The organism is Streptomyces sp. NPDC002809 (assembly GCF_040295435.1).
Classification (GTDB): domain Bacteria; phylum Actinomycetota; class Actinomycetes; order Streptomycetales; family Streptomycetaceae; genus Streptomyces.
In genome coordinates, this window is the sequence record NZ_JBEOVJ010000005.1 from 141,156 (window position 1) to 167,264 (window position 26,109).

Genomic DNA, 26,109 nt, shown 5'->3' on the forward strand with positions numbered 1-26,109 from the left:
TTGTCTCCCGCGCTTGCACTTTGGCAACAGCGTTGCCAAAGTGGAACGCATGACTGACCACGCGACTCACGAGACCTCCGGATCGTCCGGGACCCCCCTGCGCGTCGGACTCGTCGGCTACGGCCTGGCGGGTTCCGTCTTCCACGCCCCGCTGATCGCCGCGACCGAGGGCCTCGTCCTGGACACGGTCGTCACGTCGAACGAGGAGCGCCGGGACCAGGCCCGCGCCGAGTTCCCCGGTGTGCGGTTCGCCGCATCGCCGGACGAGCTGTGGGAGCGCGCGGACGAGCTCGACCTGATCGTGATCGCGTCGCCGAACAAGACCCATGTCCCGATCGCGACGGCCGCGCTGAAGGCCGGTCTGCCGGTGGTCGTGGACAAGCCGATCGCCGGTACGGCCGCCGGGGCCCGGGAGCTGGCGGCGCTGGCCCAGGAGCGCGGGCTGCTGCTCTCGGTCTTCCAGAACCGCCGCTGGGACAACGACTTCCTCACCCTGCGCGCACTGATCGCGGACGGTGAGCTCGGCGAGGTGCAGCGCTTCGAGTCGCGTTTCGAGCGGTGGCGCCCGCAGCCGAAGGGCGGCTGGCGCGAGTCGGGCGACCCCGAGGAGATCGGCGGACTGCTGTACGACCTGGGCAGCCATGTCGTCGACCAGGCCCTCGACCTGTTCGGTCCTGCGGTCCAGGTGTACGCGGAGTCGGACGTACGCCGCCCGGGTGCGGCGGCCGACGACGACACGTTCCTGGCGATCACCCACGCGAACGGGGTCCGCTCGCATCTCTACGTCAGCGCGACGACGGCCCAGCTCGGCCCCCGCTTCCGGGTGCTCGGATCGACGGCGGGCTATGTGAAGTACGGCCTCGACCCCCAGGAGGCCGCCCTGCGCGAGGGCGCGCGCCCGTCGGCGGACGGCCCGTGGGGCGTGGAGGACGAGGCGCTGTGGGGCCGGCTCGGTTCGGGCGAGTCCCCGCTCACGGGCGGCGGCACCCCGGTCCGTACGCTGCCGGGCGACTACCCCGCGTACTACGCGGCGGTCACCGACGCGCTGCGCGGGAAGGGCGAGAATCCGGTGACCGCCCTCCAGGCCGCTGCCGCGCTGGACGTCCTGGAGGCCGCCCGCCGCTCGGCCCGCGACGGCGTCACGGTCACCCTGCCCACGGCCACCGCCCACGCCTCCGCACCCGCCACCGAGGAGCAGTCCGCATGAACCCCACCGCTCCGACCATCTCCGAGCTGATCGCCCAGGAGCGCCGGCTGACACTGCCGCACTTCGGCTACGACGACGCGTACGCGCTCGGCGGCCTGCTCGTCACCCTGGCCCGGGAACGGCACGCCCCGGTCGCGATCGACATCCGGCGCGGGGCCCAGCAGCTGTTCCATGCCGCGCTGCCGGGTTCGAGCGCGGACAACGACGCGTGGATCGACCGCAAGCGCAAGGTCGTCGAGCGCTACGGCGAGAGCTCGTACCTGGTCGGGACGCGGTTCCGGGCCAAGGGAACGACGTTCGACGAGGCCTCGCGCCTGGACCCGGACACATACGCCGCGCACGGCGGTTCGTTCCCGATCGCGGTCGAGGGCGCGGGCGTCATCGGCTCGGTCACGGTGTCGGGGCTGCCGCAGGCGGAGGACCACGCGCTGGTGGTCGAGGCGCTGGAACAGTTCGCGACGAAGATCAGCGGCTGACCGGGGCCGGACCCTCCGACACGCACGGAGGGGTGGGTGCCGCCGCCGGCAGCACCCACCCCTCCGATCTTTACGCGTCCAGCGCGTGCGCCGCGCGCGTCCACCGGCCCGGTCAACGCGCGAATCAAGCCGTGCCCGGCACCATCGCGAAGCAAGTGAGGCCCGGCACAGTCAGGCCGAGCCCAGCACAGTCGGGCCCGTCCGGCGCTTGAGGACGAAGCGGCCCCCGGTCGCACCCGGGGCCAAGGGGCCAAGGAACCAAGGACGGGCCTCGCTCCCTACGCCCCCTTCAGCTCCTGCCGCTGCCGCCCCAGCCCCGCGATCTCGAGCTCCACGACATCCCCCGCCCGCAGATACGGCTTCGGCTCGGGCTGCCCCATCGCGACACCCGCCGGCGTGCCGGTGTTGATCACGTCGCCCGGGTAGAGCGTCATGAAGTGGCTCAGGTAGCGCACGACCTCGCCGACCGGGAAGATCTGGTCGGCCGTCGTGCCGTCCTGCTTCAGCTCGCCGTTGACCCAGAGCTTCAGCGGCAGGGCCTGCGGGTCGGCGACCTCGTCGGCCGTCACCAGCCAGGGCCCCAGCGGGTTGAACGTCTCGCAGTTCTTGCCCTTGTCCCACGTGCCGCCGCGCTCGATCTGGAACTCGCGCTCGGAGACGTCGTGCGCCACCGCGTATCCGGCGACGTGCGCGAGCCCTTCCTCCGCGGAGTCCAGGTACCGGGCGGTGCGGCCGATGACGACGGCGAGCTCGACCTCCCAGTCGGTCTTCTCGCTGCCGCGCGGCACGAGCACGGTGTCCTCGGGTCCGACGACCGTGTCCGGCGCCTTGAAGAACAGGATCGGCTCGGTCGGGATCTGGGCGCCCGTCTCCGTGGCGTGGTCGTGGTAGTTCAGCCCGATACACACGATCTTGCCGATCCGGGCGAGCGGCGGGCCCACCCGCAGCCCCTCGGCGTCGAGCGCGGGCAGTTCCCCGGGCGCGGCCGCGGCGGCCCGCACCCGGGCGAGCGCGTCCTCGTCGGCGAGCAGCACGCTGTCGATGTCGGTGACGATCCCCGACAGGTCACGCAGGGTTCCGTCCTCGTCCAGCAGCGCCGGTCGTTCCGCGCCCGGAGTACCCACACGAAGCAGCTTCAACGGTCTTTCTCTCCTTGGTCGAGATCGGGCCCGTCGGATGGTTTCGGCCATCGCAGGCTTGTCCGATCCTCCAAGAGATCCGATCACTCCGCAAGACCCTGTTCACACACTGGACCGGCGCACTCGCGTCCCGGACTACGCCGCCGTGGCCATGGCGGCACCGGCGGCCGGCATGTCGCGGTACAGGTAGGCCCGCTCGATCGCGGTCCAAGTGGTGCTCGTGACGACGTACAGCGCGGCGGCCAGCGGCACGAAGGCGACGGTGAAGAGCGTGAAGAAGGACATCAGCGGCATCACCTTCGTCATCGCGCCCATGCCCGGGACCGGCTGTCCGTCGGGGCCGGCGGCCGGGGTGACGGGGTTGGCGGCCATCTGGCGCTTGGTCCGCCCGTAGTTGAACGTGGCGACGGCGGCGACGATCACGAACAGCCCCACGTACACGAGGCCCTGCGCCCCGAACATCCCGCCGTCCGCGAGTGCGTCGCGCCAGCGCTCGCCGAGCGGGGCGCCGAAGAGCTGGTGGCCGAGGAGCTGGTTGGCGTCGTCGCCGATCTTCGTACTGGAGAAGAGGTGGTAGAGCAGGAAGAAGGCCGGCATCTGCAGGAGGCTCGGCAGGCAGCCGGAGAGCGGGGAGACCTTCTCCTCCTTGTGCAGCTCCATGAGCGCCTTCTGCATCCGCTCGGGGTTCTTCTTGTGCTTCTTGCGCAGCTCGGCGATCTGCGGCTGGAGCCTCCGCTGCGCCTTCTGCCCACGCGCCGCGGCCCGCGACAGCGGGTGCACGGCGAGTCGTACGAGTGCGGTGAACAGGACGATCGCGGCGGCCATGGACGCGCTCTGGAAGAGCGGGTGGAGCGCGTCGGCGAGGGCGCCGACCAGGCTGGCGAATGCGGACATGAAGGCGGACATGGATGAGCCCTCCGGGGGTCTCGTCGTGCCGGGAAGTGGATCAGCTTCGGCATGACGATCCGCGCGGGGCGCCCGTACGTACACGCACAGGGCGGGTACGTACCTGGGGCGGAAAAGCAGGGAGGAGAGAGCCCTACGCGGCCGTCAGGAGGACATGGCCGGGGGCTCGGGGGCGGCGGCGCCCCTTGGCGTCGGGGTCCCGTTGCGGGAGGAACGCGGTGCGTTTCTCCCGGTCGCGCATGGCGGTACGCACCCGGGTGCGGGGCACCGGGGCGGCGCAGCGTGCGCTGATGACCGAGCAGGCGACGAGCGCGGTGCTGGCGGCCGCGGTGGCGGCGAGCGCCACGGCGGCGGAGAGGCTGCCGCCCTCGGCGAGCAGGACCTCGGTGAGGAAGAAGAGCAGGATCCCGGCGGGCCTCAGGACCCGGGCGAGGCCACCACGCAGGCGGTTCATGGCGCGTGCGTCCATGATTCCTCCCCTCCCACGTCTCCGGCGTCCGCACGGTCGCGCGCGGAACTTCAACCGTTAACCGTTATACACGATCGGCTTCCAGGGGCATGAGGAGTCGGCGGGGAGCGAGCAGTGCGCGGCTGACCGGATTGTCGGTGTCCCTGTCGAGCCCGTCGCCGGGCCTCATCTCGACGTCCTCGGGCGGTACGGGGACGGAGCAGGCCGGGCAGGTGCCGTACGCGCCCAGTTCCGTACCGCAGTCGGCGTGGACGAAGACACGCATCGGGAGGGTGCCGGGGAGGTGTTCGCGCCCCCACATCCCGAGGGTGCCGAGGACGGGCCAGAGCGCCTTGCCGCTGTCGGTCAGGACGTACTCCTCGCGCGGCGGCGACTCCTGGTAGCGGCGCTTCTCCAGGACCCCGGCCTCGGTGAGGGTCTGGAGCCGGGTGGCGAGGACGGCGCGCGGGATGCCGAGGTGCACGAGGAAGTCGTTGTACCGGCGTACGCCGTAGAAGGCGTCGCGCACCACGAGGAGGGTCCAGCGCTCGCCGACCACTTCGAGTGCGCGGGCCATGGAGCACTGCTGGTTCGCGTAGTCCTTGCCGAGTGCCATGGGATCACTTTACTCCTTCACGGTTCGATGAATGAACTGACCGTGCTAGCGTCGGCACCGTCGACGCGAGTTCATTCACTGAACCCACTACGGACGTGCCGCGACCCGATCGCGCAACGACCGTGCGAACCCCGGAGCGATGCCATGGCCCAGCCCGCCCAGCCCGTACGCCCCCGCCCCGCGCCACCGACCGGCTCCGCACCCCTTGCGCCCGCTCGCCCGCGCCCCGGACCGACCCTCGCGATCACCTCCGTCGCGACCGCCGTGGCGCTGATGAACTACACCGCGCCGATGACGACGCTCCCCGGCATCTCGGCCGCCCTGGCCACCCCGCCCTCCGGCCAGGCCTGGCTGCTCAACGGCACCCCGCTCGGTCTCGCCGTCGTCCTGCTGGTCGCGGGCAGCCTCGCCGACGACTACGGCCGACGCAGACTGTTCCTGATCGGCACGCTCGCGCTCGGCCTCACCACCGCACTCGGCGCCCTGGCGACCGACACCCTCACGTTCACCCTGGCCCGGGTCGCCCAGGGGGCGGCGAGCGCCGCGATCCTGGCCACCAGCCTGGGGCTGCTCGTCGGGGCGTTCCCGGCCGGTGCGGCCAGGATCAGGGCGACGGGGATCTGGGGCGCGTTCGTGAGCGTGGGAATCGCGCTCGGCCCGCTGCTGGCGGGGTCGCTCGGCTCGGTCGACTGGCGGCTGACGTACGTCGTACTGGGCCTCGCCGCCCTCCTCACGGCCGCCTTCGCCTTCCGTACGCTCGACGAGTCCCGGGCCCCGCGCGGCGGCCGCCCGGACCTGGCGGGCGCGGCAGTGCTGGGCCTGTCGATGACAGCGCTGCTGACCGCGCTGACGCTCGGCCGGGACGGCTGGCTGCGCGCCCCCGTCGCACTGCTGCTGCTCGCCGCCGTCGCACTGGCCCTGGTGTTCCTCGCGGTGGAGCGCCGGGCGTCGGCCCCGCTGATCGATCCGGCGCTGCTGCGCAGCCGCCCGTTCCTCGCCTCGTCGGCCGGCGGTCTGTTCACGGGCCTCTCGGTGATCGGCCTGTTCAGCTTCCTGCCGACGCTGCTCCAGCGGGCGCTCGGGCTGTCGACGATCGACGCGGCATGGCTGTTCCTGCTCTGGTCGGGCACCGCGTTCGTCGTGGCCCTGCAGTCGCGCCGGCTGGCCGGCCGGGTGCCGGCCCGCCACCAACTGGCCGCGGGCTTCGTCCTGCACACGGTGGGGGTGGTGTCCCTGCTCGGCACGCTGGACGCCGGAGGGCGTCCGGACGCGACGGTATGGCTCCGGCTGATCCCGGCCCTGGTCGTGTCCGGCGCCGGCAGCGGTCTGCTGAACGCCGCGCTGCCCCGGCTGGCGATCGAGTCGGTGCCGCACGAGCGGGCGGCGATGGGCTCGGGCGCGAACAACACCGCCCGGTACATCGGCTCGTCGGCGGGCGTCGCCGTGACGATCGCCATCGCGACGTCGGGCTCGGGGGCGGACGGCGCGCTGCTGCTGTCGGTGGGGCTGGCACTGGTGGCGACGGTCAGCGTGCTGCTGCTGCGCGACCGGACCTGACTGAGGTACGGGGCCGCGTGCGGAAACGGCCCCGTCCGAGCGCGTGGCCTGACTCCCGTACGCGGACGCCACGGAAACGGCCCTGGCTCTCCGTACGCGGACGCCACGCGGAACGGCCCTGACGGCCCGCATGGCCTGGCTCCCGTACGCGAACGCCACGCGGGAACGGCCCCGTGCGCCCTCGCTCAGCCCGCCGGGACGAGCTCGTCCTCGTCCTCGATCTCGTCCCGCGCGAGCACCTCGTCGTCCGGCCGCTCGTCACGCTCGCGCGGCCCCGCGTACGTCACCACCAGCGCGACGGCCAGATTGGCGCCCAGCGCGACGATGCCGGCGTTCACACCCCACACCGGATCGTTCTCCGTGAACACGAACCCGCACACCACACCCACCCCGACGACCAGCCCGCTCATCGCCCCGACCAGGGTCAGCCGCCGCCACATCAACCCCAGCAGCACCATGGGGAGCAGCTGCGCCATGCCCTCGTACGAGATGAGCGAGAGCCGCACGAGGGTGTTCGGTGCGGTGTACGTGAGCAGCAGGGCCAAGCCCCCCGCGACCACGACGACCACCTGGGCCGCGCCCTTCTGCCGCCGTTCCCAGCGCGGTACGAGCGAGAGCACACTGCGCCCCCACATCGTCCCGATGACCAGCATGAAGACGGCCATCGGCACGATCGAGGAGAGCGCGGCGGCGACGCCGATGATCCCGACCGACCAGGCCGGCAGCGAGTCCACGACCAGCTTGAAGAGCGCCAGGTTCGACTCGGCCCCGACGAGCCCGGGGACGACGAAGAGCGCCGCCATGCCGAGCAGCATCGGAACGAAGAGCAGGACGTTGTAGGCGGGCAGCCACATCGCGTTGCGCCGGAGCACGTCGGCGTTCTTCGCGCCGAGGTAGCCGGCCACGGTGGTCGGGAAGATCACGACGGTGAGGGAGTTGAGGAAGGACGTGGTGATGAACCAGGCCTGTCCGAGGCCGCTGTCCCCGTGCCCGGGGAAGGTCAGCCACTCGCTCTTCTCGGTGACGAGCCGGTCGAGGAAGGGCCCGTAGCCGTCGAAGTAGTGCAGCGGTACGTAGATCGCCAGGAAGCCGAGCGTGGCGATGACCATCACGTCCTTCAGCACGGACACCCACGCGCTGCCGCGCAGCCCGCTCACCACGACGAAGCCGGTGGTGACGGCGAAGGCGATGAAGTAGGCCCAGTTCAGGCTGATGGCACCGTAGGAGATGGTCGAGACGACGACGCCCATGCCGGTGATCTGGAGCTGGATGTACGGGAGCAGGAAGACGGTCGCGAGGACGGCGACGAGTGCGCCGAGCCAGGGCCGGCCGAAGCGGTGGGCCACCATGTCGGTGATCCCGACGAGTCCGTGCTTGCGCGCGTACGCCCAGAGCATGGGCCCGACGACGTAGCCGACGGCGTAACCGCAGGACATGTACGCGACCACGTACAGAACCGGCGCCCCGTAGTTGTAACCCCAGCCGGCGGCGCCGAGATAGCTGAAACTGGTGTAGCCCTCACCGGCCATCAGCACCCAGATGAAGACGGTCCCGAGGCTGCGCCCGCCCACCGACCATTCGGCGAGCCCGCCGCGCCCGGGCCCGCGCCGGCCGCGCACGGCGAGCAGCCCGAGAGCGACGGTGGCGACCATGAAGACCCCGAAGACGGAGGTCGCGACGGCGGCGTTCACCGGCGGTCACCCCGCCGGGTGAGCCATACGGCGACGGGGGTCAGCAGGGTCGCCCCGAGCAGCCAGAAGAAGAGGAACGGCAGTCCGAACACAACGGGACGGACCCGGTTCACGAACGGCAGCGCCCCCAGGTAGAGCACGTAGGGAACCAGCAACCACAACAACTGCGGACGTCGTCTGAGCACGTCAGAGAACCTTACGACCTCCCCCGCACGACCCCGCCGCCCCGCGACCACACCCACACGACCTCGTTGCCCCGCGACCACACCCGCACGACCCGCCGCCCCACAACCACACCCACACCACCCGCGTGATCACATGCGCGACCGCGCCCGCGCCGGTCAGCGCCCCCGCACATCCGTCAGCTTCCCCCACACCACCAGCCGGTAGCGGGAGGTGAATTCGGGCGTGCACGTCGTCAGCGTCAGATACGACCCGGGCGCCCGGTAGCCCACGTACGGCTTCACGTTGCTGCGCGGCACGGCGGCGACGACCCCGCCGTCGCCCGGCTGGGTCCTGGCGAGGGTCTTGTCGACGGTGTACGTGTAGACGGCGTCCCGGGTCTCGACGGTGATCCGGTCGCCGGACCGCAGCCGGTTGATGTAGCGGAAGGGCTCGCCGTGGGTGTTGCGGTGCCCGGCGAGCGCGAAGTTCCCGGAACCGCCGGGCTGCGCGGTGCCGGGGTAATGGCCGGCGTACCCCTTGTCGAGGACGCCGCGCTTGCTGATGCCCTGCGCGACGGGCGCGGTCAGCCCGATGCGCGGGATACGGATGACGGCGTACGCCTGGGACCGGCGGGGCGCGGACGCGGCGGCGGGGGCGTCGTCGTCCGCCGCCCCCACGGCAGGGCTGTCGTCCGCCGGCTCCTGGGACGCCTCCGCCGGCGGATCCGACGCCTCGGCGCCGTCGGGCTCGTCCCAGTCCCGCTGGAGGGCCTGCACGGTGTCGGCGGCCTCGGCGCGGGCCTGCCGGTTGGTCCACCACAGCTGATGGGCGACGAGCAGCAGCAGGACGACGCCGAGGGTCACCACCAGCTCCGCGCCCGTCCACAGCCCGCGCGCGGCCAGCCGTCTCCCGCGCCGGTCCCGCTGCACCACCACCGGTATCCGCTCACGTATCCGCTGACGCACGGCCCGCACGATAGGCCCAAGCCCCGTAACTCACCAGGGCCGGAACAGGCCTCCGTACAACACCTCGACGGCAGTACCGTGTGGTTCATGCGCCCCGACACGCCTGCCGACCACACCACCGAAGCCGAGCGCCTGCTGCGCACCGCGGCGCAGTACCCCGAGGACCACGAACCGCTGCTCCTCCAGGCGGCGGCCCATCTGGAACTCGCCGGGGACCGCGCCCGCGCCACCACGCTCTACGACGCCCTGCTCAGTGACCCCGACACCGAACACCCCCACCTGGTGAAGGCGCTCAACGCCGCCAACCTGTGGGAGTACGGCCACGAGGCCGAGGCCCGCGCGATCATCGACGGGATCCGTGCGGCCGGCCCGCTGGAGGCGGCCCCCTGGGAGATCGCGGCCGAGACCCTGGAGGCCCACGACGAGCTGGAGTCGGCCCACGACTACTTCTCGACGGCCCTCACCCTGCTCATCGCCCCGGGCGAGGAGGTCCCGTACGCCACCCAGTCGCTGCTGACCGGCCGCCACCGGGTACGCCGCCTGATGGGCGTCACACACGACGCCTGGGACGAGCTGGCCGACGCCCTCCACACGGCGGCGGTCCCGCTGGACGAACTCCACGACCCGAAGCGGCTGTGGGCGCTGGGCTCCTCGGACCCGGGCGAGCTCCAGGCCGAGATCACCCGTCTCCGCGCCGAACTGGGCACGTACCGCACGGCCCTGTCCCGCCCGTTCCCGGTGGCGGTGCTCCACTGGCCGGAGCCCGAACTGCGCGAGCTCCTCACCGCGTACCCGGGCCTCGGCAGCGAGTACGCCTCGCACCCGGACCACCTGGCCCGCCTGGAGGCCGCCCTGCGCGACCTCCATGCGACGGGGACCCCGAACCTCGGCATAGTGACGGGCACGGTCCCGTCGTACGAGGCGTTCGCCGCCTCCGAGGCCGCCTCCCCGTCCGACCCGGACCTGCTCCCCCAGTACGCGACGACCCTGGCAGCCCGAGGCCGCGCGGTCCCGTGGCCCCCGGCGAGAAGCGCGGCGTGCTGGTGCGGCACGGGGCGGCCGTACCGGGACTGCCACGGCGGCGCATAGCCGTCGTACGGGGCGGGGCGGGGCGGGGGCATGGAGCACGTAGGACAGCCCCGGTCCCGCTGGACGGGTGCGGGTGCGGGTGCGGCAGGTGCCGACGGTTCAGATCCTGGTCGTGAGGCCGCTGTGGACGACTTCCTGCTGCCACTCGTGTCGAGGCTGGGTGTGCAGCCGCCAGTAGTGTTCGGCGATGCGGTCCGGGTCGAAAGCCGTACCTGGAGCCACAGGACCGTCCACGGTGACACTGGCCACATGGACCCCCGACGACCCGTACTCCTGATCGAGCAGGGCCACCAGGGTCCGCACCCCGGCCTTGCCGAGCGAAAGGCTCACGTATCGCGGCTTCGGTTCGGGCATTCCGCCGGTGATGATGAACGAACCGCCCCCGCGCCGCGCCATCTCGGGCGCGATGTGGGCGGCGGCGGTGAGCGCTCCGACCACGTTGACGGCCCAGGCGTCCAGTTGTGCGCGAGCGGGCAGCTGTCCTGGCGCGTCGGGTTGGATGATCGCCGCGTTGTAGACCACGACGTCCGGAAAGCCGAACTCATCGGCCGCAGCGTCGAGGGCGGCACGCAGCGCCGCCTCGTCGACGCTGTCGGCGATCAGGGAAATGACGGGCACTCCATGGGAGGAGACCGCTTCGGCTGCGGCGGTCAGTGTTCCGGCGGTCCGTGCAACGAGCGCGACAGGCATGCCCTCTCGCGCGAATCGCCGGGCGACCGAACGACCGATCCCCGGGCCTGCTCCGATGACTACGACTCCCGGCATGACCGGCTCCCTCACTGGAATAGTGGCTGTCAGCCAGAACGCTAAGGTGTGACATCGATGTGAAGGTCAACCTCGAAGCGAGGGATCCGTATGCGGATCGGTGCCCTGGCTGACACCACAGGGGTCAGCCCACGGTTACTGCGCTACTACGAGGAGCAGGGGCTGCTCCAGCCGGTGCGACTGAGCAACGGCTATCGCGAGTACTCCGATTCGGACGTCGCCGCTGTGCGCCACATCCGCACCCTGCTGGCCGCCGGACTGCCCACCACGGTCATCGCCCAGCTGCTGCACTGCGTCCACGACGAGGATGAGCGACTCATACCGTCGGCCTGCCCCGGCATGATCACGCACCTGCAACGAGAGAGCCGTCGCGCCACCGAGGCGATCGCGCAGCTCCAGTCGTCCCAACAGGCGCTCGACACCCTGCTCAACGCCGCCCTACGACAACGCGGCGACGAACCGTCCGACGCAGTCGGGACCGACCGCCGGGCGGAGTTCACCTGATGTCGGAAACCCCCGGTTCCGATCCGGGATGCTGTGAGTCGGCCGGCCACCGCCATCCCGTGGATCGGCGGCCAGTACCAGAAGCCCGAGAAACCGGCCTCGACGCCGCCCCGTTGCTGTCGTCCTCCGCCTCCGCCGAATCCCCGATGCCTTCGGACGCCCTGCTTGCCTACCCTGCCGCCATGCCCGAACTCCAGCGCCTGCGAGCCGAGCATGCCCCGGCCCTCCTCGCGTTCGAGCAGGAGAACCGCGCCTTCTTCGCCGCCTCCGTACCGGACCGCGGCGACGACTACTTCACCCACTTCGCAGCCCGCCACGCGGAGCGCCTGGCCGAACAGGCAACCGGCGCCTGCCACTTCCACGTGCTGGTGGCGGAGGACGGTAGCGAGATCCTGGGCCGGTTCAACCTGGTGGACGTGGCGGACAGCGCGGCGGAACTGGGCTTCCGCCTGGCCGAAAAGGCCACAGGCCGGGGCCTGGCCACGACGACCGTCCGGGATCTCTTCACGCTCTGCACCACGACGTACGCCCTGACGAAGCTGCGCGCGGGTGCCACGCTCACCAACACAGCCTCACGGTCGGTCCTGACACGGACGGGATTCGTCCCGACGGGCGAGGAACTGCTGCTGGGTGGGAAGCGGGGGGTCGGGTACGTGCGGGAACTGGGCGGCCAGGAACATGTCAGTGATGCGGTCTAGGCTGCGTAGCACTCGGGTCGAGCCGATCGCCCAACGCGCGGATGACCGCGACCGCACTGGACACATGGCCCCGGACGTCTCTCCGCCGGTTCCTCGTGAGCTTCACGGCGCCTTCCTGACTATGCACCATGCACATATCTTGCCCAATTACCCACCGAAAAAATATCATTGTAACTGATCAACACCAAAAGAGGTGCTTCCCCTTGCTCCCCCTGTTCCCTCAGGACTCTTCAGCCGCGAAGGCCATCTCGTCGACTTCGCCGGGAGGCGACAATACCGAAATGGTGACCATTCGGGAGCATATCCTTAAACTCGACCCAAAAGGAGAACGATTTGCGAAAGTACTCCGCGCCACCATCGATCAACTACTAGACGGCGAGCACACCGGACGTTTCGACTGGAACGAACTGCATAAGACCGAGAAAACGCACGCCGGCACTCTTATCGAAATCAACCTACTACATGAATTTGGCTTCAGTAGTGGCCACGATATGGATTACCTCATCGAGGGCATCGAGGTCGATTGCAAGTTCTCGCAGAGGAATTATCAATGGATGATTCCCCCTGAGGCACTCGGCGAAATCTGCCTGGTGGTCTGGGCCGACGACCACAAAGGGAAATGGAGTGTCGGCCTGTTGCGCGCCGACCGCGAAAAACTCACAACCAGCGGAAAGATCACCAAGAAGGGAAACCGCGACGGCAAGTTCCGTCTGACCAAGGAGCATCACTCATTGGTACATTGGATCTGGGAAGATGAGGCACTAGAAGAGAACCTCTTGTTGCACATTGAGCCGGACTCCCTCCAATTCATCCTGGAAGCAGGGTCCGCCTCCCGCAGAAGCCCGGGGCAAGCAAAAGTTTCCGAGCTATTTCGAAGGGTTCAGCAGAGACGCATCAACCGAACCGTCGTTCGCACTCTCGCCCAGCAGAAAGATTACATGAAGCGAGTCCGCTATAACGGTGGCGCACGGACTGCACTCCGCAAGGAAGGAATCCTGATTTTCGGCGACTACCCGAACCATCAGGCCGCTGCCGCCCAGCTAGAGCTTCCTGTCCCCCGGAAGGGCGAGTTCGTCAGCGCGCGAGTCGTGGAGGCCGGACCAAAGCATGGCGATCGCGTTCGCACACGCATGGATGGCCGCTACTGGGTAATTGCCGATTCAGACGAAGAATCACAAGAGGCACCTATTCTCCCTGAGACGAAGAAGAATTCATCAGAATAGTAATAGCGAAGGGTGGTCACGGTGAGTACCGAAGAGGACTGGATTCCACCAAAGGATTCCTGGGCTTCATCGGCCGCACGGCGCCGCAACATGCAGGCGATCCGAAGTCGTGACACGAGACCAGAAAAGCTGATTCGCAGCCTGGTGCACGCGAAAGGGCTCCGCTACCGGGTGGCAGCGAAGCCCTTGCCAGGCCTTCGCCGGACGGCCGACATGGTCTTCCGTCCGGCGAAGGTCGCCGTATTCATCGACGGGTGCTACTGGCACGGTTGCCCCGCACACTACGTCCCACCCAAGACCAATCCCGGTTACTGGTCTGAAAAGGTAGCCCGGAACATGGCTCGCGACCGCGACACAAATAATCAGCTAACCGCTGCGGGCTGGACCGTTCTCCGCTTTTGGGAGCACGAGTCACCATTGGCGTGTGCTGACGAAATCTCCCTCGTCTTGAGCAGGCTCAGCCGGAGCGGGAATAACTGAGAGAGAATCCGTCTGCACTCGATGTGCGGAAAGCGCCTTCTTGATTTGCACACCGACTGCCTTAGCTACGGGCGGAGGGAAAGCATTTCCCACTTGCCGATACGCAGCTGTCTTGCGGCCCATGAATTCCCATTGTTTTTCTTCTGGCTCTGGGTTAAATCCTTGGATCATAGCTGCCTGAGGAACCGTGAGCATGGGGCCGTTCTTCGTACCGGTACCGAGATCCCGACTGGGGTTCTTAGTCGATCCCGTCTCCTCGTCCGGCTCATCAGCTACACCGAGGCCGCAAACCCCAAGATCAGCCCATGCCTTCTTTGCCCGCGTTGGCCCGAGATCAGCACCACCGTGCTTCTTGGAACCACCAACAAGGGTTGGGGCAATACCGCTCGACGCCTTCTTGAACCAGTCGTCGAAAGCTTTCCCTTTCAGCCCGCGATCGCTCATAGAATCCGAGAGGAGCTCACCGACGGATAGCGCCGGCTCCTGGCCAGCGGGAGGCCTGTACCAGTTGTCCACATCGAAGTACTTCCAGTACTTCGGCTTCATCGCTACGAGGATGCTCCTTGGCCGCAGTTGCGAGACGCCGAAATCTCCAGCCTGCAGCTCTCGCCAGTCGCACTCGTATCCCAGCTCGCGAAGCTCGGAGATGATCTCCTCGCGGTACCCATCGAACTTCGACTGCATCAGCCCGCGGACGTTCTCGATCATGATGGCCGAGGGGTCCAGCTGACCCGCCAGGCGGATCATGGTCGGGAAGAGATCCCTGTCGTCCTCTCGGCCGAGCTGCTTGCCCGCCAAGGAAAAAGGCGGGCAGGGCACACCCCCGGCCAACAGGTCAATCTTGGTCTTGCCGGCGAGAGCCACCGCCTCCCCGCTCTCGACATATTCCCTGAGATCCCCCTCGTGCACCTCCCACGACGGGCGGTTATAACGAAGAGTCTCGCACGCACTCTTATCCATCTCGATCAGCAGCGCATGATCGAAGCCGGCGCGCTCCAGGCCTAGCGCCTGGCCCCCCGCCCCAGCGCAGATCTCCACCGAGGTGAACTTGCTCTCAGTGCTGGTCACACACCCTCCTTACGAACTCGCCTGGCGGATACTCTTCGCACTCCGCCCTCACAGAGGGTGACAGACCCTACTGACATCACGACCGTCCTCCAGTGTGCGGCACAAGTCGGCTCACGCCAGACACCACTCGCACCGTCACGAACACACATACGATATTGCCTATGCGCAGCCCCTCTTGGACCTGGGACGAGTTGCTGCTGATCTGCTCGCGTGTCGTAAGTAACGACTGGCGCCAGCTCAGGGCCTACCAGCAGTCCACACACGACCTCGCTGAACTCCTCCAGGCCTTGCCCATCCACGGAGCCGCGGCTCGCGACGTGCCCGAGTTTCGGTCTGTCGCCAGCGTCAGCCGCAAGAGCGCGGATTTGATCACAAGCCGCCGCGATTACGCCGGCCCCGCCACCCGAGGGGGTCGGCTGACCAGGCTCGTCACCGAAGCCTTCATGGAACGCGAGGCCGAAATGCTGCTCGCCGCCCAGGCCATCGAGAGCGGAATATCCTCCGGCGCGATCGCACTCATCCCTGAACAACCCGGCGAGGTGGACGAGGACGGAGTCCCGGCCGCCGAGGGGCGTCTCCTGACCCGCTGGGCAACGTTTCGCGAGCGGAATCCGGCACTCCGCCGACGTAAGATCGCCCAGGCAATCAGGCTCGGACACCCGCTTCAGTGCTCAGTGTGTGCGTTCAACTTCGGCCATCGGTACGGAGCCCTCGGCGACGGGTACATCGAGGTGCACCATGTGCTTCCCCTTCACCTCTCAGGCCCTCGCGAGACCGCGCTAGAGGACCTAGCCTTCCTCTGCGCCAACTGCCACCGCATGTGCCACAGAGGCCATCGCGGCACGACATGGCGAACGCCGGCGTCCCTGCGCACTGAAATCGAACTTTCGGCGGGAGGAGACTGCGCCAGGTAGCCCCCCTCCAGGATGCAACCAGCACAATTCCCCCATAGTTCGTGTACTCCAGCTCATCGCCACAAGGCCGCGCCGGTCTCCCCCTCGAAGCGGCTCTGGGCCCGGTCAAGTGCCTCGTCCACGTCGGAGCCGTGAACGCGTAGCCAACGGAGGAGGTCGGTGATCAGCCTGATCGCCGCCTCTTCCATGACAGCCACACTCGCCCGCCCGCCTTCGTCGCCGTCGGCGCCCGAGTAGAGCCTCAAACACGCCTCTCCCTTGGCAACCCGACGGTCGTCGACATGACCGTCCGGGGTGGCGAGCGACGTGGCGAGATCGCACCAGACCAGCTTCGACTCGGCACCGAGGATGACGCCCCACCGGTCCGACACAGCATTCAGCAACGACATGCCGCGCCCCGACTCGTCGTCCGGCCCCGCGTGCACAAGCGTCGGAAGTGCGCGTGTGTCCGGGTCCCGAATCGCAACCCGAAGATGAGTGCCGTTCATCTCGACAACGAGTGTCACCGGCGTTCCTTCGCCGACGTGCCTGATGACGTTCGCCGCGAGCTCGCTGACACAGATCTCGGCAGCGTCCACCACATCCGAGAGACCCCACAGCCGCAGATGCCGCCGCACTACGCGCCTCAGACCGGCCACCTCAGCGGACTCCGCCAGGAACGGCAGCTCCCAGGGCTTTCGCATCATGCAAGCTCCGATTCCGGTTCCACTCACCACGAGCCGACACCTCCCACCGAGCGAGCACGTCCATCACCCTTCGCGATGGAGCGTGACTCACGGTTGCTTCATGCCAAGAATGTCGCCTTGAAATCCCGCGGTGCAATGTGCACGAAGAGATTCGCTCGTACGAGTGATGACACCCGGAGCCGGTTCGGGATGAGATGGAACCCTCACTGGAACAAGGAGAGTTGAAGTGTCCGGTTCCCCCACAGCGCGTCGGCGCCGCCTGGCCATCGAGCTGAAGAAGCTCCGCGAAGAGAGCGGTCTCACCTGCAACGATGTCGGCAAGGAGCTCGATTGGAGCGGATCGAAGGTCAACCGGCTGGAGACGGGCCTCGGCCGCGTGCAACCTTCAGACATCGACGCGCTCTGCCGCTTCTACGGGACGACGACAGAACTCCGCGACCTGCTCAAGTCGTTCGCCAAGGAGTCGAAGACCAAGGGCTGGTGGCACGGCCACGGCGATGCGGTCCCGGCCTGGTTCTCCGTCTACGTGGGTCTTGAACAGGCAGCGTCCGACCTGCGCAGCTATCAGGGCGAGTTCGTCCCCGGTCTGCTCCAGACGCCTGAGTACGCGGCAGAGCTGAGCAGAGCCTCCGCCGACCACTCCGAGGACGAGATCGGCAACCTCGTCGAAGTGCGCATGCGCAGGCAGCAGCTACTCACCACCGCCCCCTCACCCGACCTTTGGACGGTGATCCACGAGAGTGTCCTCAGGCACGTCGTGGGCAGCCGCTCCACCATGGCCGCACAGATCGGCCATGTTCTGGGCACGACAGCCCTGCGCAACGTAACCGTGCAGGTCCTGCCCTTCGACGCCGGCGCCTATCCTGCGACGGGCCCGTTCACCATCCTGGGATTTCCCGAGCAGGAGGACCCGGACGTCGTCTACCGAGAGGGCCTGACCGACTCGGTCTACCTGGAGGCTGCATCGGATGTCAGCCTGTACACCAAGGCGTTCGACCATCTCAGGGCCCTGGCCCTCAGCCCTGAACGATCGGCCTCGTTGATGCGTGCGATCCAGAAGGAGCATGACCGATGACGCAATCCCCGCCCCTCCCCCAGTGGCGTAAGAGCAGTTACAGCAACGGTACGGGGGGCGAGTGCGTCGAAGTGGCTGAGCTGCACGACTCGGTCGGCGTGCGGGATTCGAAGGAACGAGGAGGACCTCACATATCCGTGGCCCGCAGTTCCTGGTCGGCGTTCGTGACGTCGCTGAGGCGCGGATGAGCTGTTCCGTCCTGGGTCAGAGCCCCGCCCGGTCCGACCGAGCCGTAGCCCGCCGCGACTCCTCTACACGCCCGGAGTCGCGCGCCCCCGCCCCGGCCGAACGGCGAGCCATTCCCTGATGGCGCTCTCCCGCCAGGCGGGCGAGCGGCCGAACTGATCGTCGGGGAGAGGGAAATCCGCCGGCCTGAGGCGAAGACCGTCGGTCACTCGCCTGCGGGTGCGCTTGAGGTACAGGCGGACAGTGGCTGCCGTGATCCCCGCGATCTCCGCGACGCCCCCGGTGTCGAGCAACCGCTCGGATGGGCTGTCCATGCGTCTCCCTTGCCTCCGCGTCGTGCACGCAAAGATACCGAGAGGTCGCAGGAGGACAGAGGCGTCACTCCTGTCTCATCTCCCTGACCGGCCACATATTTGACCTTGTCACGAGGTCATTCCTGCGCTGAAGCCGAACGTGTAACGCCCTTCTGTCGAACCTCCCGTCATGCACCCGGCGCTCCTGCCGTGGACTGCCCCTCTCACCACTCCCTGGATTGTGATGCGCCGTGTTCTCGACGCGGCCCCGTGCCGCGTCTCTCAGTCATGCCCGGACCCGAATTGGCAGCCCGTCCCTGGCCCGTTCCAGGAGGCGTCCACGACCGCCGCCCGGCATGCGCAGCCCCGGGCGTGGTTGCGTGCTGTGGTGTGGCTGGTCGAGGAGGCCGGGCTTCATCCGAGGGCCGGGGAGGCGACGTTACGCATCGCGCGGGACCTGGCCGGGCGGATGGATTACACCGCGGGCACCGTTCTGTACGACCTCGACGGGACGGCCGCCCGCTGCGCTCTGTCGAGGGCGACGGTAAAGCGACACGTCGGATATCTGCGGGAGTTGGGGGCGTTGGCCTGGGTGCGGCATGGGTCGCGACGCAATCTGCGGCTTCCGGGACGTCCGTACTCGGGTACGGCAACGATCTACGCGGCCACCATCCCGTACGTCTACGACAGGGCGCACGGTAACCGGCTCGAGGGTCAGGGGTTCCGGGCCCGGGTTGTCGGGGTGTCTGTGCCGCCCGTGCTCACCTCAGCGGCGGACGGTTCTCGCGGTCGGGTGCGTGAGCCCCAATCTCTCGCTGCCCGCCCCCGCAAACCTGTAGCTGAGGCAGACGAGAGGTGTACAGACACCCCGCGCAGGCGCGCGAGGTCACGGCCCTCCTCCCGCCCCAGAACCTCGACGCCGAGGAGCCCGCTACGGGTCGCCGCCGACATCCGGATCGCCGCTCGGGTCCGCCCGCACATCCCTTGGGCCCAGGGCGAAGGGTTACGTAGACTCGCTTACGCACTACGGCCGTTGATCGACCAAGGCCTCGATGCTCACGACATCGCCGCCGAGCTGACGTCCTGGTGGCTCACCTGGCGCCCGGCAAGTCCCGCCGCGTACATCACCGCGCAACTCCGTAACCGGATGACTGACGCTCCGAACGAAGACCTGTCGGTCGATGCCCACCCGCACGCCGCCGAGCCCACCGGGAATTCCGCATGGCAGGCATGGCTGCGGCAACGCGCCACGGCGACGGAGCTCCGCGAACCGCAACGCACCGACGACGACCGCCGCCACGCCCGCCTCTACGGCTGGGACCGCTGGGCGGAGATCGCCGACCACTACGCCACGGGCCCCGACGACGCCCTGGACCTCTACGGCACCCGTCTTTGCTGCTATGCGGTCAAGCGCGCCTCGGAGGATCGGGAAGGGCGGTGAGACGGCCGCGTCGTGAAATCACACGATCTGTGATGAAGCACCACCCCGTACACGTCTCATGCTGGGCACGGAGTGCTGATAGAACCCGGTCATGACGTTCCGATTCACCGCCCGCGCGGCCACCACCGCGATCGACCCTGCCGGCTACTTCACCGAAGCCGCCCTTGCCGAGGGCGAGGACGGAAGCGGCTTCATCCTGATGTTCATGGCGGGCGAGGAGGAGCCGGATGACCAAGAGGTCGGCCTGGGGATGGACACGCACTGCCTGGTCACTGCTCGGCAAGGCACCGCATATGGCTGTGTGCGCAAGGCTGTTCTGACAGGCAATATCCTCCGCCTCTCCCTCGATCCGGAAGCTCTGGACGACCTTCGGTTGACCGACAGCGAGATCGAGGCCGCCATCGAAGCACCGTCCGAGGACATCGCCCCCTTCCGTGAAGCCCTTGCCCAGGTGCTCGGCTACGGTCGTACGGATGCTGTGCCTGTCCAAGCAGACATCTGACCGGCCGACCGAGCGTCGTGCGCCGGGCAGTGCTCAGGATCCCTGGTCCGCGCCGGCGCACGATTCGAGAACAGCGTCCCGGTCCATCGCGAGGAGCAAGCCGCATGAACGTCCACGACGACCTGCAGAGCCCGGACGAGCACGTACGCTTCGCGGCCTATGTCGACAAGCTGGGACACGTTGCCGACGCGAACGAGGTTGACCTGGTCAGCCGCGTACTCACTGATCCGGACCTGCCGATGGCCCGGTCTGCTGTACTGCGGCATCTGGATCGTAGAGCCGCCGGCTTCTTCAGCGGTCCCGCCTACGAGGGGTGGGCGCAGAGGTTGACCCCGGCCACGATCGACCACCCCTTCCTGGCTCAGCGCGTGCGGGAGTGGTCACTGTTCCGCGCAATCACACTCAAGCTGCCCTGGCAGCCGGCAAACCTGCTCGCGTCTTCCAACTGGCTCCAGCTCAAGACCGCCGCCGGGACGAACACCGAAGCCGTCAAAATCCTCGCCGAAGACGGCCGCACCAAGCGGATTCGCAACACAGCGAGAATCGGGCTCAAGCACCGCAGCGAGAGCTGAAGTCGGCTCATCCACAACTCCTGATTTTGCCCGGTTTCCGGCCGTCCTCAGAGCTCGACTTCAGAAGCCGTTGCCATACCGATCATGGAGTCAGTCGATCGAACGGGAGTCTCGATCGGCTGATCGCGGGTACTGCCCGGCATGAGAGCCGGTCCCGGCGGTATGCGAGCAAAACCCAGAGGAACGGAAGGCCGCACGCTGCTACGGTCGGGCGCTATGAGCTGGCTCCCCGATAACTTCGTCCATCCAGTCCTGGTACCGCTGCCGGGCAGTGGTCATCACCTGCGGCCGATCCGGGAGGCGGACACCCCGCTCGACTATCCGGCTGTGATGGGTTCGCGCGAGCGGCTGTGGACCATCTTCGGCCCAGCCTGGGGCTGGCCTGCGGCCACCATGACTTATGAGGCCGACCAGGCCGACCTGCTGCGGCACGAGAAGGAGATCGCCGCACACCAGTCCTTCAACTACGCGCTGTTCGACGCGGCGGAGACAGCTCTGCTCGGCTGCGTCTACATCGATCCACCGGAGAGGGCCGGCGCGGACGGCGAGATCTGCTGGTGGGTGGTGGACGAGCTGGTGGACAGCAAGGTCGAGCGGGCCCTCGATGAGCTGGTGCCGCAGTGGATCGCCGCTGACTGGCCGTTCGAGCAGCCGCGCTTCCTCGGCCGAGAGATCTCCTGGTCGGACTGGCTCACCCTGCCGGAGCACTCCGACGCGTAAGTAGCTTCTGTCGTGCCGAGAGGTTCGCGTAGTGAGTGTGGATGTCGGCCCCGGCCCGGTCCGCCTTGCACGGCACCGGTTGGCTGCGGCCGGGTACCACCCCCTCGTAGTCGCAGGCGACGGCACGAAGGGTCGGGCGACTCCACCGTGATCCGCCTGGCTGTCCCGTACGTGCAGGGGGATCAGCCGTCGCGTTCGGGTGGCCGGAAGCCGCTGCCCGACATTGCGCCAGGTGTGAGCTCGGTTACCTTCGGGGGGACTGAATGGAGAACCGTGATGATTCGGGGCTGGGAAGCCGATCCTTCTTCGTCGCTGGTGCGCCGCTTGGGCAAATCCCCCTCCGAGCTCGGGACCACGGGCGGCGAGCAGGGATGCCCGGACATCTGGGAACTGGAGAACGGGGACATCGCCGTCGTTGGCCGCGACCTCACCGATTCCTATCTGCCCAGCCTTCCCCCGGGGCTCGTCGTCGCCCCGGACGAACGGATCGTCGTCATCCCCCGCAGGACAGCCGCTGCGGCCAAGGCAGACCTTCCCGATGCTTAGCCCACAGACCGACGGCCCGGGTCTGCGCCTCGGGCTCGACGACTACTCCGAGGACTTCGGTCGCCCCGCGCACTTCGGGGAGAGGCTCCCGCAGCTCTCGTACACGCGATGGTGACCGACTGCGCCGCCTGCGGTCGTGGCGTCCTCGCCTCCCCGGCAGGCTCAGGCTCCACGATCGGAGACCTGGGCTATAGTTGATCTTGAGGGCGCGTTCCGTTTCGACGGGGCGGTTGCCTGTGCGTTGGTCGTCCAAGGAAAGACGCCCCGCTTCCTGCGGGGAGATGCAGGTGCAAGGCCTGCCCAGCGCTCCATGTGAAAGGCCCCGTTTCTGCCGCGGCAGAAACGGGGCCTTTCACGTGGGCTGACGGTCATTCCTCGGATGGTGGGGTAGGCCGGTCACGGTCGGCATCCGCTCCACCAACCACGACGGCATCCTCCTCCGCCGCAGTCCTGCCCTTCGGGAATACCGCGTACTCAATAGTCGACGAATCGAGCAAGAGGAACGTTCTCCTTCAGCGCGCGAGCCGTACCGGGAACCGGGGGAGCTCAGTCGGAGGCGCGGATCGCGATGAGGTTCGAACCGTACGCATATACAAGGCGGTTGTCCGTGAGGAAGAACGGCGTCCCGTTGGTGGCACGCCTCCAGGTGATCTCGCCGTAGACGTCGACGGCGATGATCTCGCCCTTCCGGCCTCTCCCGGGGACGTACCAGGCTCCCTGCCCCAACTCCCGCGCCGTAGAGCCCAGTTCCTTCGGGTGACGTTGGCGGATCTGAGACGGCATGGGCTTCGGGTCGCGGTAACTGCCGTCTCCGCGACAGGCGAACACGCGGCCGGCGTCGGCCACGGGATACTCGCCGGGCTTCAGACGCAACGGAAACTTGCCGTCGTAGTAGCTACCGACCAGGGCGCCCGCCGCGTCCGGCAGGGTCAGTCGGTAGGCCATGAGGAGCGGGATCGACGGATCCCTGCGGCAGCCTTCATGGAGGGCCGCCTGGGGCTGGTCCCAGGTGAAGTTGCGCCGCCAGACCGGGGTGGGCGACTCGGTCGTGAGATCGTACGCAGCCGCCTGGGCCCGGCAGCCGGGCCCGTGCGGGGCCGTCATCACGAGGACGCGGTAGAGGGTGGGGATCACCTGCCCGATGTCACCTCGGGGCAGGTCGACGGGCCTTGAGCGGAGCCGGTCCTCACCGCGCCGCAGGAGCACGAGGCGGCCGTCGGCGACGAAGGTCAGCGGATCGCACGCCCAGCGGCCGGCCACACCGTCCCGCTCCCCCTCCTGGTTGCAGGGGTCGGCGAAGACGGCCGGGCCGCGGGTGCGGTGCTTCCACAGGACCAGGCCGGTGGAGGTGTCCCAGGCGGTCACCGTGCATGTGGCCCCGGGCAGGCATGTAGCGGCCACCGCCTGCCCTGGGTTCGCTGTTGTCGAGATGACTGTGACGAACCGCAACTTCCCGGGGGGACGGACCGAAGGCGCGGCGAGCTTCGTGACGCTGCCGGTGACGGAATCGAGTGTCGCCAGGGGCGGCAAGCGGCCGGACGAAGCTGCGCCGACGAGCGTGATCCCGCTGCTGGACGGGGTGGCGACGGCCTGCGGCCGCCCCGCCCGTCCGGTGAGTGCGAACTCAGCCGGCAGCGTCGTACGCCAGAGAACCTTCCCGTCCTCGTCGATCTTCGCCGCCACCCTGTCCTGGCCGATGATCCCCAGGCGACGGTTCACCAGCGTCCAACCGCCCGAGGCGTCCGTCGGCACCGGCAACGGCACCCGGAACGCCTCTTCGATGCCCTCGTGCGCCTCGATCCGCGGCGGCGACGGCGCGAAGCAACCGGCCAACAGAGGAAGAAGTACCAGAAGACCCAGCAGCCTGCGTCGCATCAGAACCCCTGCACCACCCTGTACCGGCACGCTGCCGGCGGGGAGCACGAATGACGACCGATTCGGTCACGGAACGACCAGCGGACCGTCCTGTCCGGTCCGATCCGTCCGGTCCAGTCCGGTCCGATCCGGTCCGTCCGTCCGGTCCGGCACGGTCCAGCTGGCTCCCGTGGGTCGGTGGGGCCGGGCCGTCGTGCGGCACGGCACCGCCCCTCCTGCAGGGGCTGACACCTGGAGCACCGGAGAAGCCAAAACGTCATCACGAAATATCGAGATCAGCTACACAGAATCCTCACAACCGGCCTAGGCTCGGCTCTCACCGGTCCGGCACTCCAAGTGGTCACACCTCAGAGGCGGCCCGTATCCACGGCGCCCCACCGCATGCCGGTGCGGGGCGAACAGCAGTGATCGAGAACAAGAACCAGGGGGTCGCATGTCTCTTCGCAATGCGCCGAGGTCTTCCATATCCAACGGCGCCAAGGACATGCGGGGCAGGGGGAAAGCGCGCCGGGCTTACGGAGCCCTGGTCGTCGGGCTCATGGCCCTCTCCCTCGGCATCTCGGCGTGCTCCGGCGGGAACGAGGACACGGCTTCGGACTCCGCGTCGGTCGCCTCGTCGGTCTCCGCTTCGGCGTCCGTTTCCGCTTCGGCCGGCACGTCTGCTTCGCCGTCCGCCCCTCCCGCCACCGCTTCGGCATCTCCCTCCGCCACTCCCTCGAAGAAGCCTGTCGTCATGGAGACGGTGAGCGACTACTCCGGGTGGAACCTCCAGAAGGCCGTGGCAGAAGCTCGCGGACACCACGTCAAGTCGGTCTCGTACGTTGACGCGAGCGAACTGGGACGTTCCGTGGTGCACACCTCCAACTGGAAGGTGTGCACGCAGAAGCCGTCAGCCGGCACGTACAGCACGGCGACGAAGCTCGCGTTCGAGATCGTGGAGGCGAACGAGTCATGCGCGCACCCACCGCGCGCCTCGTCCACCGGTACGTCCACCAGCGGCGGGTCGTCCTCGTCCGGCGGGGACAGCGGTAGTGGCAGCGGCAGCTCGGGCGGAGGTACGTCGGCGGGCGGCAGTTCCGACACGACGCAGGTTTGCAGCATCCGGTCCAATGCCGGCAACTGCTACCGCGCCGGACAGTTCTGCCGGAAGGCCGACGTCGGGGCGACGACCACGGACGCGGCCGGGCGAAGGATCACGTGTGGCTACGAAGCAAGCGCGAACCGGTGGCACTACTGAGGCACCCGCAGGGCCCAGGGGGCCCGGACGTCGTCGGTCGGTGAGCTGAACGGCGGTGTTCCCGCGGCCCTGTCGTCCGCGGATCACCGTACCGACGGGCGCGGGTGCGTCGCCCAGTGCTCGTCGGCGGTGATGCCGAGCAGCACCACGTCGTGGTAGCTGCCGGCGAAGAACTCGTGTTGGCGAAGCCTCCCCTCCTCGACGAAGCCCAGCCCGAGGTGGAGGGCGAGGGAGGCCTCGTTGAAGGCGTAGACCTCGACCTCGCACTTGTTGTGGCGCTGTTCGGCGAACATGTAGGTGAGGACGAGTCGGGTCGCCTCGGCCGCGTATCCCTTGCGGCGGTGATCGCGGGCGATCTCGATGCCCGTACGGAACCGTCCCGCTCGGCCGTCGGTCTCTCCGACGGTCACCGACCCTGCGAACGCGCGGTCGGCCAGCCCCTCGACCACCAGGCGGAACGCCTCACCGCCCGGCGCCCGCCCCGCCCGCTCGGCTGTCCACGAACGGAAGCTCTCGGCGGATCGCGGAGGGGTGATCAGGTCGGCGTTGCGGTTGTCCACGGTGTCCTGGGCCAGGTCGCGAAAGCCCTCCCAGTCCTCGGGCTCGACGCCTCGCAGGCGTACCTTCTCGCCCGTCCACATGGACCCCATGGCACCTTCCTGTTCCTCGTCGGTCGCCGGCCCTGTTGGCCGTGCGCATCGTGCGCGGCGCGTGCCGAGTGTCTGTCCCGCCGCGCCGTGTCGGGGATCAGTGAGGGCAGCGCATGACGGATCGCGAGTTGCCGCTCTCTGTTCCCACGACGGTCAGCCGGACACGCCCCGCCAGTCCGCTGCCACCACGACGTACAAGAACGCGACAAGCGCGGCGACGCAGACAACGGCCAGGGCGACCAGCGCGCAGCCGAGCGCCCCCGCCGTACCGGCGATCGCCGCCCGGCCGAACCGCGTCGCACGCTCTGCCCGCTGGACTGCGTCGTGGTACTCACTGTCGTCGTACCAGTCGCGATCGCTCATGCCCCCCCCTGGCCTGAACCTACCGTTCGGTCGTGCCGCTCGGAACCCGAGG

Annotated in this window: 33 protein-coding genes; 18 read left to right on the forward strand and 15 right to left on the reverse strand. The window is 68.4% G+C overall.

Going from position 1 to position 26,109, the window contains the following annotated elements:
• Positions 1-49 precede the first annotated feature (49 nt).
• Positions 50-1,207 (forward strand): Gfo/Idh/MocA family oxidoreductase, encoded by a 1,158-nt coding sequence (locus tag ABT025_RS05305; protein WP_350990062.1) that lies wholly within the window; start codon positions 50-52, stop codon positions 1,205-1,207.
• Positions 1,204-1,683 carry a heme-degrading domain-containing protein gene (locus ABT025_RS05310; RefSeq protein WP_350990064.1) on the forward strand — a complete coding sequence of 160 codons (480 nt, stop codon included), beginning with the start codon at positions 1,204-1,206 and terminating at the stop codon, positions 1,681-1,683. The genes ABT025_RS05305 and ABT025_RS05310 overlap by 4 nt, the downstream gene beginning before the upstream one ends.
• Before the next feature lie 278 nt (positions 1,684-1,961).
• Here the strand turns inward: ABT025_RS05310 and ABT025_RS05315 are convergent, their stop codons facing one another.
• The 4 genes from ABT025_RS05315 to ABT025_RS05330 form a co-directional block, all read right to left on the reverse strand.
• Entirely contained in the window at positions 1,962-2,822 is an 861-nt protein-coding gene (locus ABT025_RS05315; protein ID WP_350990066.1) for a fumarylacetoacetate hydrolase family protein, read from the reverse strand.
• A 135-nt stretch (positions 2,823-2,957) separates the two neighbouring features.
• Complete coding sequence (locus ABT025_RS05320) at positions 2,958-3,728, reverse strand: YidC/Oxa1 family membrane protein insertase (protein WP_350990068.1); 771 nt, start codon at positions 3,726-3,728, stop codon at positions 2,958-2,960.
• 133 nt (positions 3,729-3,861) lie between these two features.
• On the reverse strand, positions 3,862-4,197 hold the full coding sequence (locus ABT025_RS05325) for a DUF6412 domain-containing protein (protein WP_350990070.1): 336 nt from the start codon (positions 4,195-4,197) through the stop codon (positions 3,862-3,864).
• Positions 4,198-4,261: 64 nt separating this feature from the next.
• Positions 4,262-4,792 (reverse strand): winged helix-turn-helix transcriptional regulator, encoded by a 531-nt coding sequence (locus ABT025_RS05330; protein WP_350990072.1) that lies wholly within the window; start codon positions 4,790-4,792, stop codon positions 4,262-4,264.
• Positions 4,793-4,936: 144 nt separating this feature from the next.
• Between ABT025_RS05330 and ABT025_RS05335 the strand changes: the two genes are divergently transcribed.
• Entirely contained in the window at positions 4,937-6,349 is a 1,413-nt protein-coding gene (locus ABT025_RS05335) for an MFS transporter (protein ID WP_350990074.1), read from the forward strand.
• A gap of 185 nt (positions 6,350-6,534) precedes the next feature.
• Here ABT025_RS05335 and ABT025_RS05340 read toward each other — a convergent pair whose 3' ends face one another.
• The 3 genes from ABT025_RS05340 to ABT025_RS05350 all read right to left on the reverse strand — a co-directional run bounded on the left by ABT025_RS05340 (position 6,535) and on the right by ABT025_RS05350 (position 9,170).
• On the reverse strand, positions 6,535-8,040 hold the full coding sequence (locus ABT025_RS05340; protein WP_350990076.1) for a sodium:solute symporter family protein: 1,506 nt from the start codon (positions 8,038-8,040) through the stop codon (positions 6,535-6,537).
• Positions 8,037-8,195 carry a DUF3311 domain-containing protein gene (locus ABT025_RS05345; protein ID WP_326740620.1) on the reverse strand — a complete coding sequence of 53 codons (159 nt, stop codon included), beginning with the start codon at positions 8,193-8,195 and terminating at the stop codon, positions 8,037-8,039. The genes ABT025_RS05340 and ABT025_RS05345 overlap by 4 nt, the downstream gene beginning before the upstream one ends.
• A gap of 186 nt (positions 8,196-8,381) precedes the next feature.
• Positions 8,382-9,170, reverse strand: coding sequence for a class E sortase (locus ABT025_RS05350; protein ID WP_350990078.1), 789 nt, complete (start codon positions 9,168-9,170; stop codon positions 8,382-8,384).
• Positions 9,171-9,257: 87 nt separating this feature from the next.
• Between ABT025_RS05350 and ABT025_RS05355 the strand changes: the two genes are divergently transcribed.
• Positions 9,258-10,259: an SEC-C metal-binding domain-containing protein gene (locus tag ABT025_RS05355; RefSeq protein ID WP_350990080.1), complete on the forward strand. Its 1,002-nt coding sequence runs from the start codon at positions 9,258-9,260 to the stop codon at positions 10,257-10,259.
• A 99-nt stretch (positions 10,260-10,358) separates the two neighbouring features.
• On the opposite strand, the gene ABT025_RS05360 is transcribed toward ABT025_RS05355, so the two are convergent.
• On the reverse strand, positions 10,359-11,024 hold the full coding sequence (locus ABT025_RS05360; RefSeq protein WP_350990082.1) for an SDR family NAD(P)-dependent oxidoreductase: 666 nt from the start codon (positions 11,022-11,024) through the stop codon (positions 10,359-10,361).
• Between the two features lie 90 nt (positions 11,025-11,114).
• On the opposite strand from ABT025_RS05360, the gene ABT025_RS05365 reads away from it, so the two are divergent.
• From ABT025_RS05365 to ABT025_RS05380, 4 genes are all read left to right on the forward strand, one after another.
• Positions 11,115-11,528, forward strand: a complete 414-nt coding sequence (locus tag ABT025_RS05365; protein WP_350990084.1) for a MerR family transcriptional regulator — start codon at positions 11,115-11,117, stop codon at positions 11,526-11,528.
• Positions 11,529-11,710: 182 nt separating this feature from the next.
• On the forward strand, positions 11,711-12,226 hold the full coding sequence (locus ABT025_RS05370; RefSeq protein ID WP_350990086.1) for a GNAT family N-acetyltransferase: 516 nt from the start codon (positions 11,711-11,713) through the stop codon (positions 12,224-12,226).
• 281 nt (positions 12,227-12,507) lie between these two features.
• Entirely contained in the window at positions 12,508-13,449 is a 942-nt protein-coding gene (locus tag ABT025_RS05375; RefSeq protein WP_350990088.1) for a NaeI family type II restriction endonuclease, read from the forward strand.
• A 42-nt stretch (positions 13,450-13,491) separates the two neighbouring features.
• Complete coding sequence (locus ABT025_RS05380; RefSeq protein ID WP_350990205.1) at positions 13,492-13,929, forward strand: very short patch repair endonuclease; 438 nt, start codon at positions 13,492-13,494, stop codon at positions 13,927-13,929.
• On the opposite strand, the gene ABT025_RS05385 is transcribed toward ABT025_RS05380, so the two are convergent.
• Complete coding sequence (locus tag ABT025_RS05385) at positions 13,861-14,997, reverse strand: DNA cytosine methyltransferase (RefSeq protein WP_350990090.1); 1,137 nt, start codon at positions 14,995-14,997, stop codon at positions 13,861-13,863. The two genes, ABT025_RS05380 and ABT025_RS05385, sit on opposite strands and share 69 nt — an antisense overlap.
• Positions 14,998-15,158: 161 nt before the next feature.
• Here ABT025_RS05385 and ABT025_RS05390 point away from each other — a divergent pair, with 161 nt between their 5' ends.
• Positions 15,159-15,911: an HNH endonuclease gene (locus ABT025_RS05390; RefSeq protein ID WP_350990092.1), complete on the forward strand. Its 753-nt coding sequence runs from the start codon at positions 15,159-15,161 to the stop codon at positions 15,909-15,911.
• A 53-nt stretch (positions 15,912-15,964) separates the two neighbouring features.
• Here ABT025_RS05390 and ABT025_RS05395 read toward each other — a convergent pair whose 3' ends face one another.
• Complete coding sequence (locus tag ABT025_RS05395; protein WP_350990094.1) at positions 15,965-16,627, reverse strand: ATP-binding protein; 663 nt, start codon at positions 16,625-16,627, stop codon at positions 15,965-15,967.
• Positions 16,628-16,823: 196 nt separating this feature from the next.
• Between ABT025_RS05395 and ABT025_RS05400 the strand changes: the two genes are divergently transcribed.
• On the forward strand, positions 16,824-17,672 hold the full coding sequence (locus ABT025_RS05400; RefSeq protein WP_350990096.1) for a helix-turn-helix domain-containing protein: 849 nt from the start codon (positions 16,824-16,826) through the stop codon (positions 17,670-17,672).
• The gene (locus ABT025_RS05405; protein WP_350990098.1) at positions 17,669-17,860 is read left to right on the forward strand and encodes a DUF397 domain-containing protein; all 192 of its coding nucleotides are present in this window, start codon (positions 17,669-17,671) and stop codon (positions 17,858-17,860) included. The genes ABT025_RS05400 and ABT025_RS05405 overlap by 4 nt, the downstream gene beginning before the upstream one ends.
• Before the next feature lie 63 nt (positions 17,861-17,923).
• Here the strand turns inward: ABT025_RS05405 and ABT025_RS05410 are convergent, their stop codons facing one another.
• Positions 17,924-18,172, reverse strand: a complete 249-nt coding sequence (locus tag ABT025_RS05410) for a helix-turn-helix transcriptional regulator (RefSeq protein ID WP_350990103.1) — start codon at positions 18,170-18,172, stop codon at positions 17,924-17,926.
• Positions 18,173-19,184: 1,012 nt separating this feature from the next.
• Here ABT025_RS05410 and ABT025_RS05415 point away from each other — a divergent pair.
• From ABT025_RS05415 to ABT025_RS05440, 6 genes are all read left to right on the forward strand, one after another.
• The gene (locus tag ABT025_RS05415; protein ID WP_350990105.1) at positions 19,185-19,592 is read left to right on the forward strand and encodes a hypothetical protein; all 408 of its coding nucleotides are present in this window, start codon (positions 19,185-19,187) and stop codon (positions 19,590-19,592) included.
• 91 nt (positions 19,593-19,683) lie between these two features.
• Positions 19,684-20,094 carry an Imm10 family immunity protein gene (locus ABT025_RS05420; protein WP_350990107.1) on the forward strand — a complete coding sequence of 137 codons (411 nt, stop codon included), beginning with the start codon at positions 19,684-19,686 and terminating at the stop codon, positions 20,092-20,094.
• A 104-nt stretch (positions 20,095-20,198) separates the two neighbouring features.
• Complete coding sequence (locus ABT025_RS05425) at positions 20,199-20,666, forward strand: hypothetical protein (RefSeq protein ID WP_350990109.1); 468 nt, start codon at positions 20,199-20,201, stop codon at positions 20,664-20,666.
• Between the two features lie 216 nt (positions 20,667-20,882).
• Positions 20,883-21,386, forward strand: a complete 504-nt coding sequence (locus ABT025_RS05430) for a GNAT family N-acetyltransferase (protein WP_350990111.1) — start codon at positions 20,883-20,885, stop codon at positions 21,384-21,386.
• 276 nt (positions 21,387-21,662) lie between these two features.
• Positions 21,663-21,932, forward strand: a complete 270-nt coding sequence (locus ABT025_RS05435; RefSeq protein WP_350990207.1) for a hypothetical protein — start codon at positions 21,663-21,665, stop codon at positions 21,930-21,932.
• Positions 21,925-22,047, forward strand: a complete 123-nt coding sequence (locus ABT025_RS05440) for a hypothetical protein (protein ID WP_350990112.1) — start codon at positions 21,925-21,927, stop codon at positions 22,045-22,047. Before ABT025_RS05435 ends, ABT025_RS05440 begins: the two co-directional genes overlap by 8 nt.
• A gap of 431 nt (positions 22,048-22,478) precedes the next feature.
• Here ABT025_RS05440 and ABT025_RS05445 read toward each other — a convergent pair whose 3' ends face one another.
• Complete coding sequence (locus ABT025_RS05445; protein ID WP_350990114.1) at positions 22,479-23,807, reverse strand: hypothetical protein; 1,329 nt, start codon at positions 23,805-23,807, stop codon at positions 22,479-22,481.
• Between the two features lie 513 nt (positions 23,808-24,320).
• Positions 24,321-24,542, reverse strand: coding sequence for a hypothetical protein (locus tag ABT025_RS05450; protein WP_350990116.1), 222 nt, complete (start codon positions 24,540-24,542; stop codon positions 24,321-24,323).
• Between ABT025_RS05450 and ABT025_RS05455 the strand changes: the two genes are divergently transcribed.
• Positions 24,541-25,044: a hypothetical protein gene (locus tag ABT025_RS05455; RefSeq protein ID WP_350990121.1), complete on the forward strand. Its 504-nt coding sequence runs from the start codon at positions 24,541-24,543 to the stop codon at positions 25,042-25,044. The genes ABT025_RS05450 and ABT025_RS05455 overlap by 2 nt on opposite strands.
• A gap of 83 nt (positions 25,045-25,127) precedes the next feature.
• Here ABT025_RS05455 and ABT025_RS05460 read toward each other — a convergent pair whose 3' ends face one another.
• Entirely contained in the window at positions 25,128-25,694 is a 567-nt protein-coding gene (locus tag ABT025_RS05460) for a GNAT family N-acetyltransferase (protein WP_350990123.1), read from the reverse strand.
• A gap of 153 nt (positions 25,695-25,847) precedes the next feature.
• Positions 25,848-26,057: a hypothetical protein gene (locus ABT025_RS05465; protein WP_350990125.1), complete on the reverse strand. Its 210-nt coding sequence runs from the start codon at positions 26,055-26,057 to the stop codon at positions 25,848-25,850.
• Between the last annotated feature and the right edge of the window lie 52 nt (positions 26,058-26,109).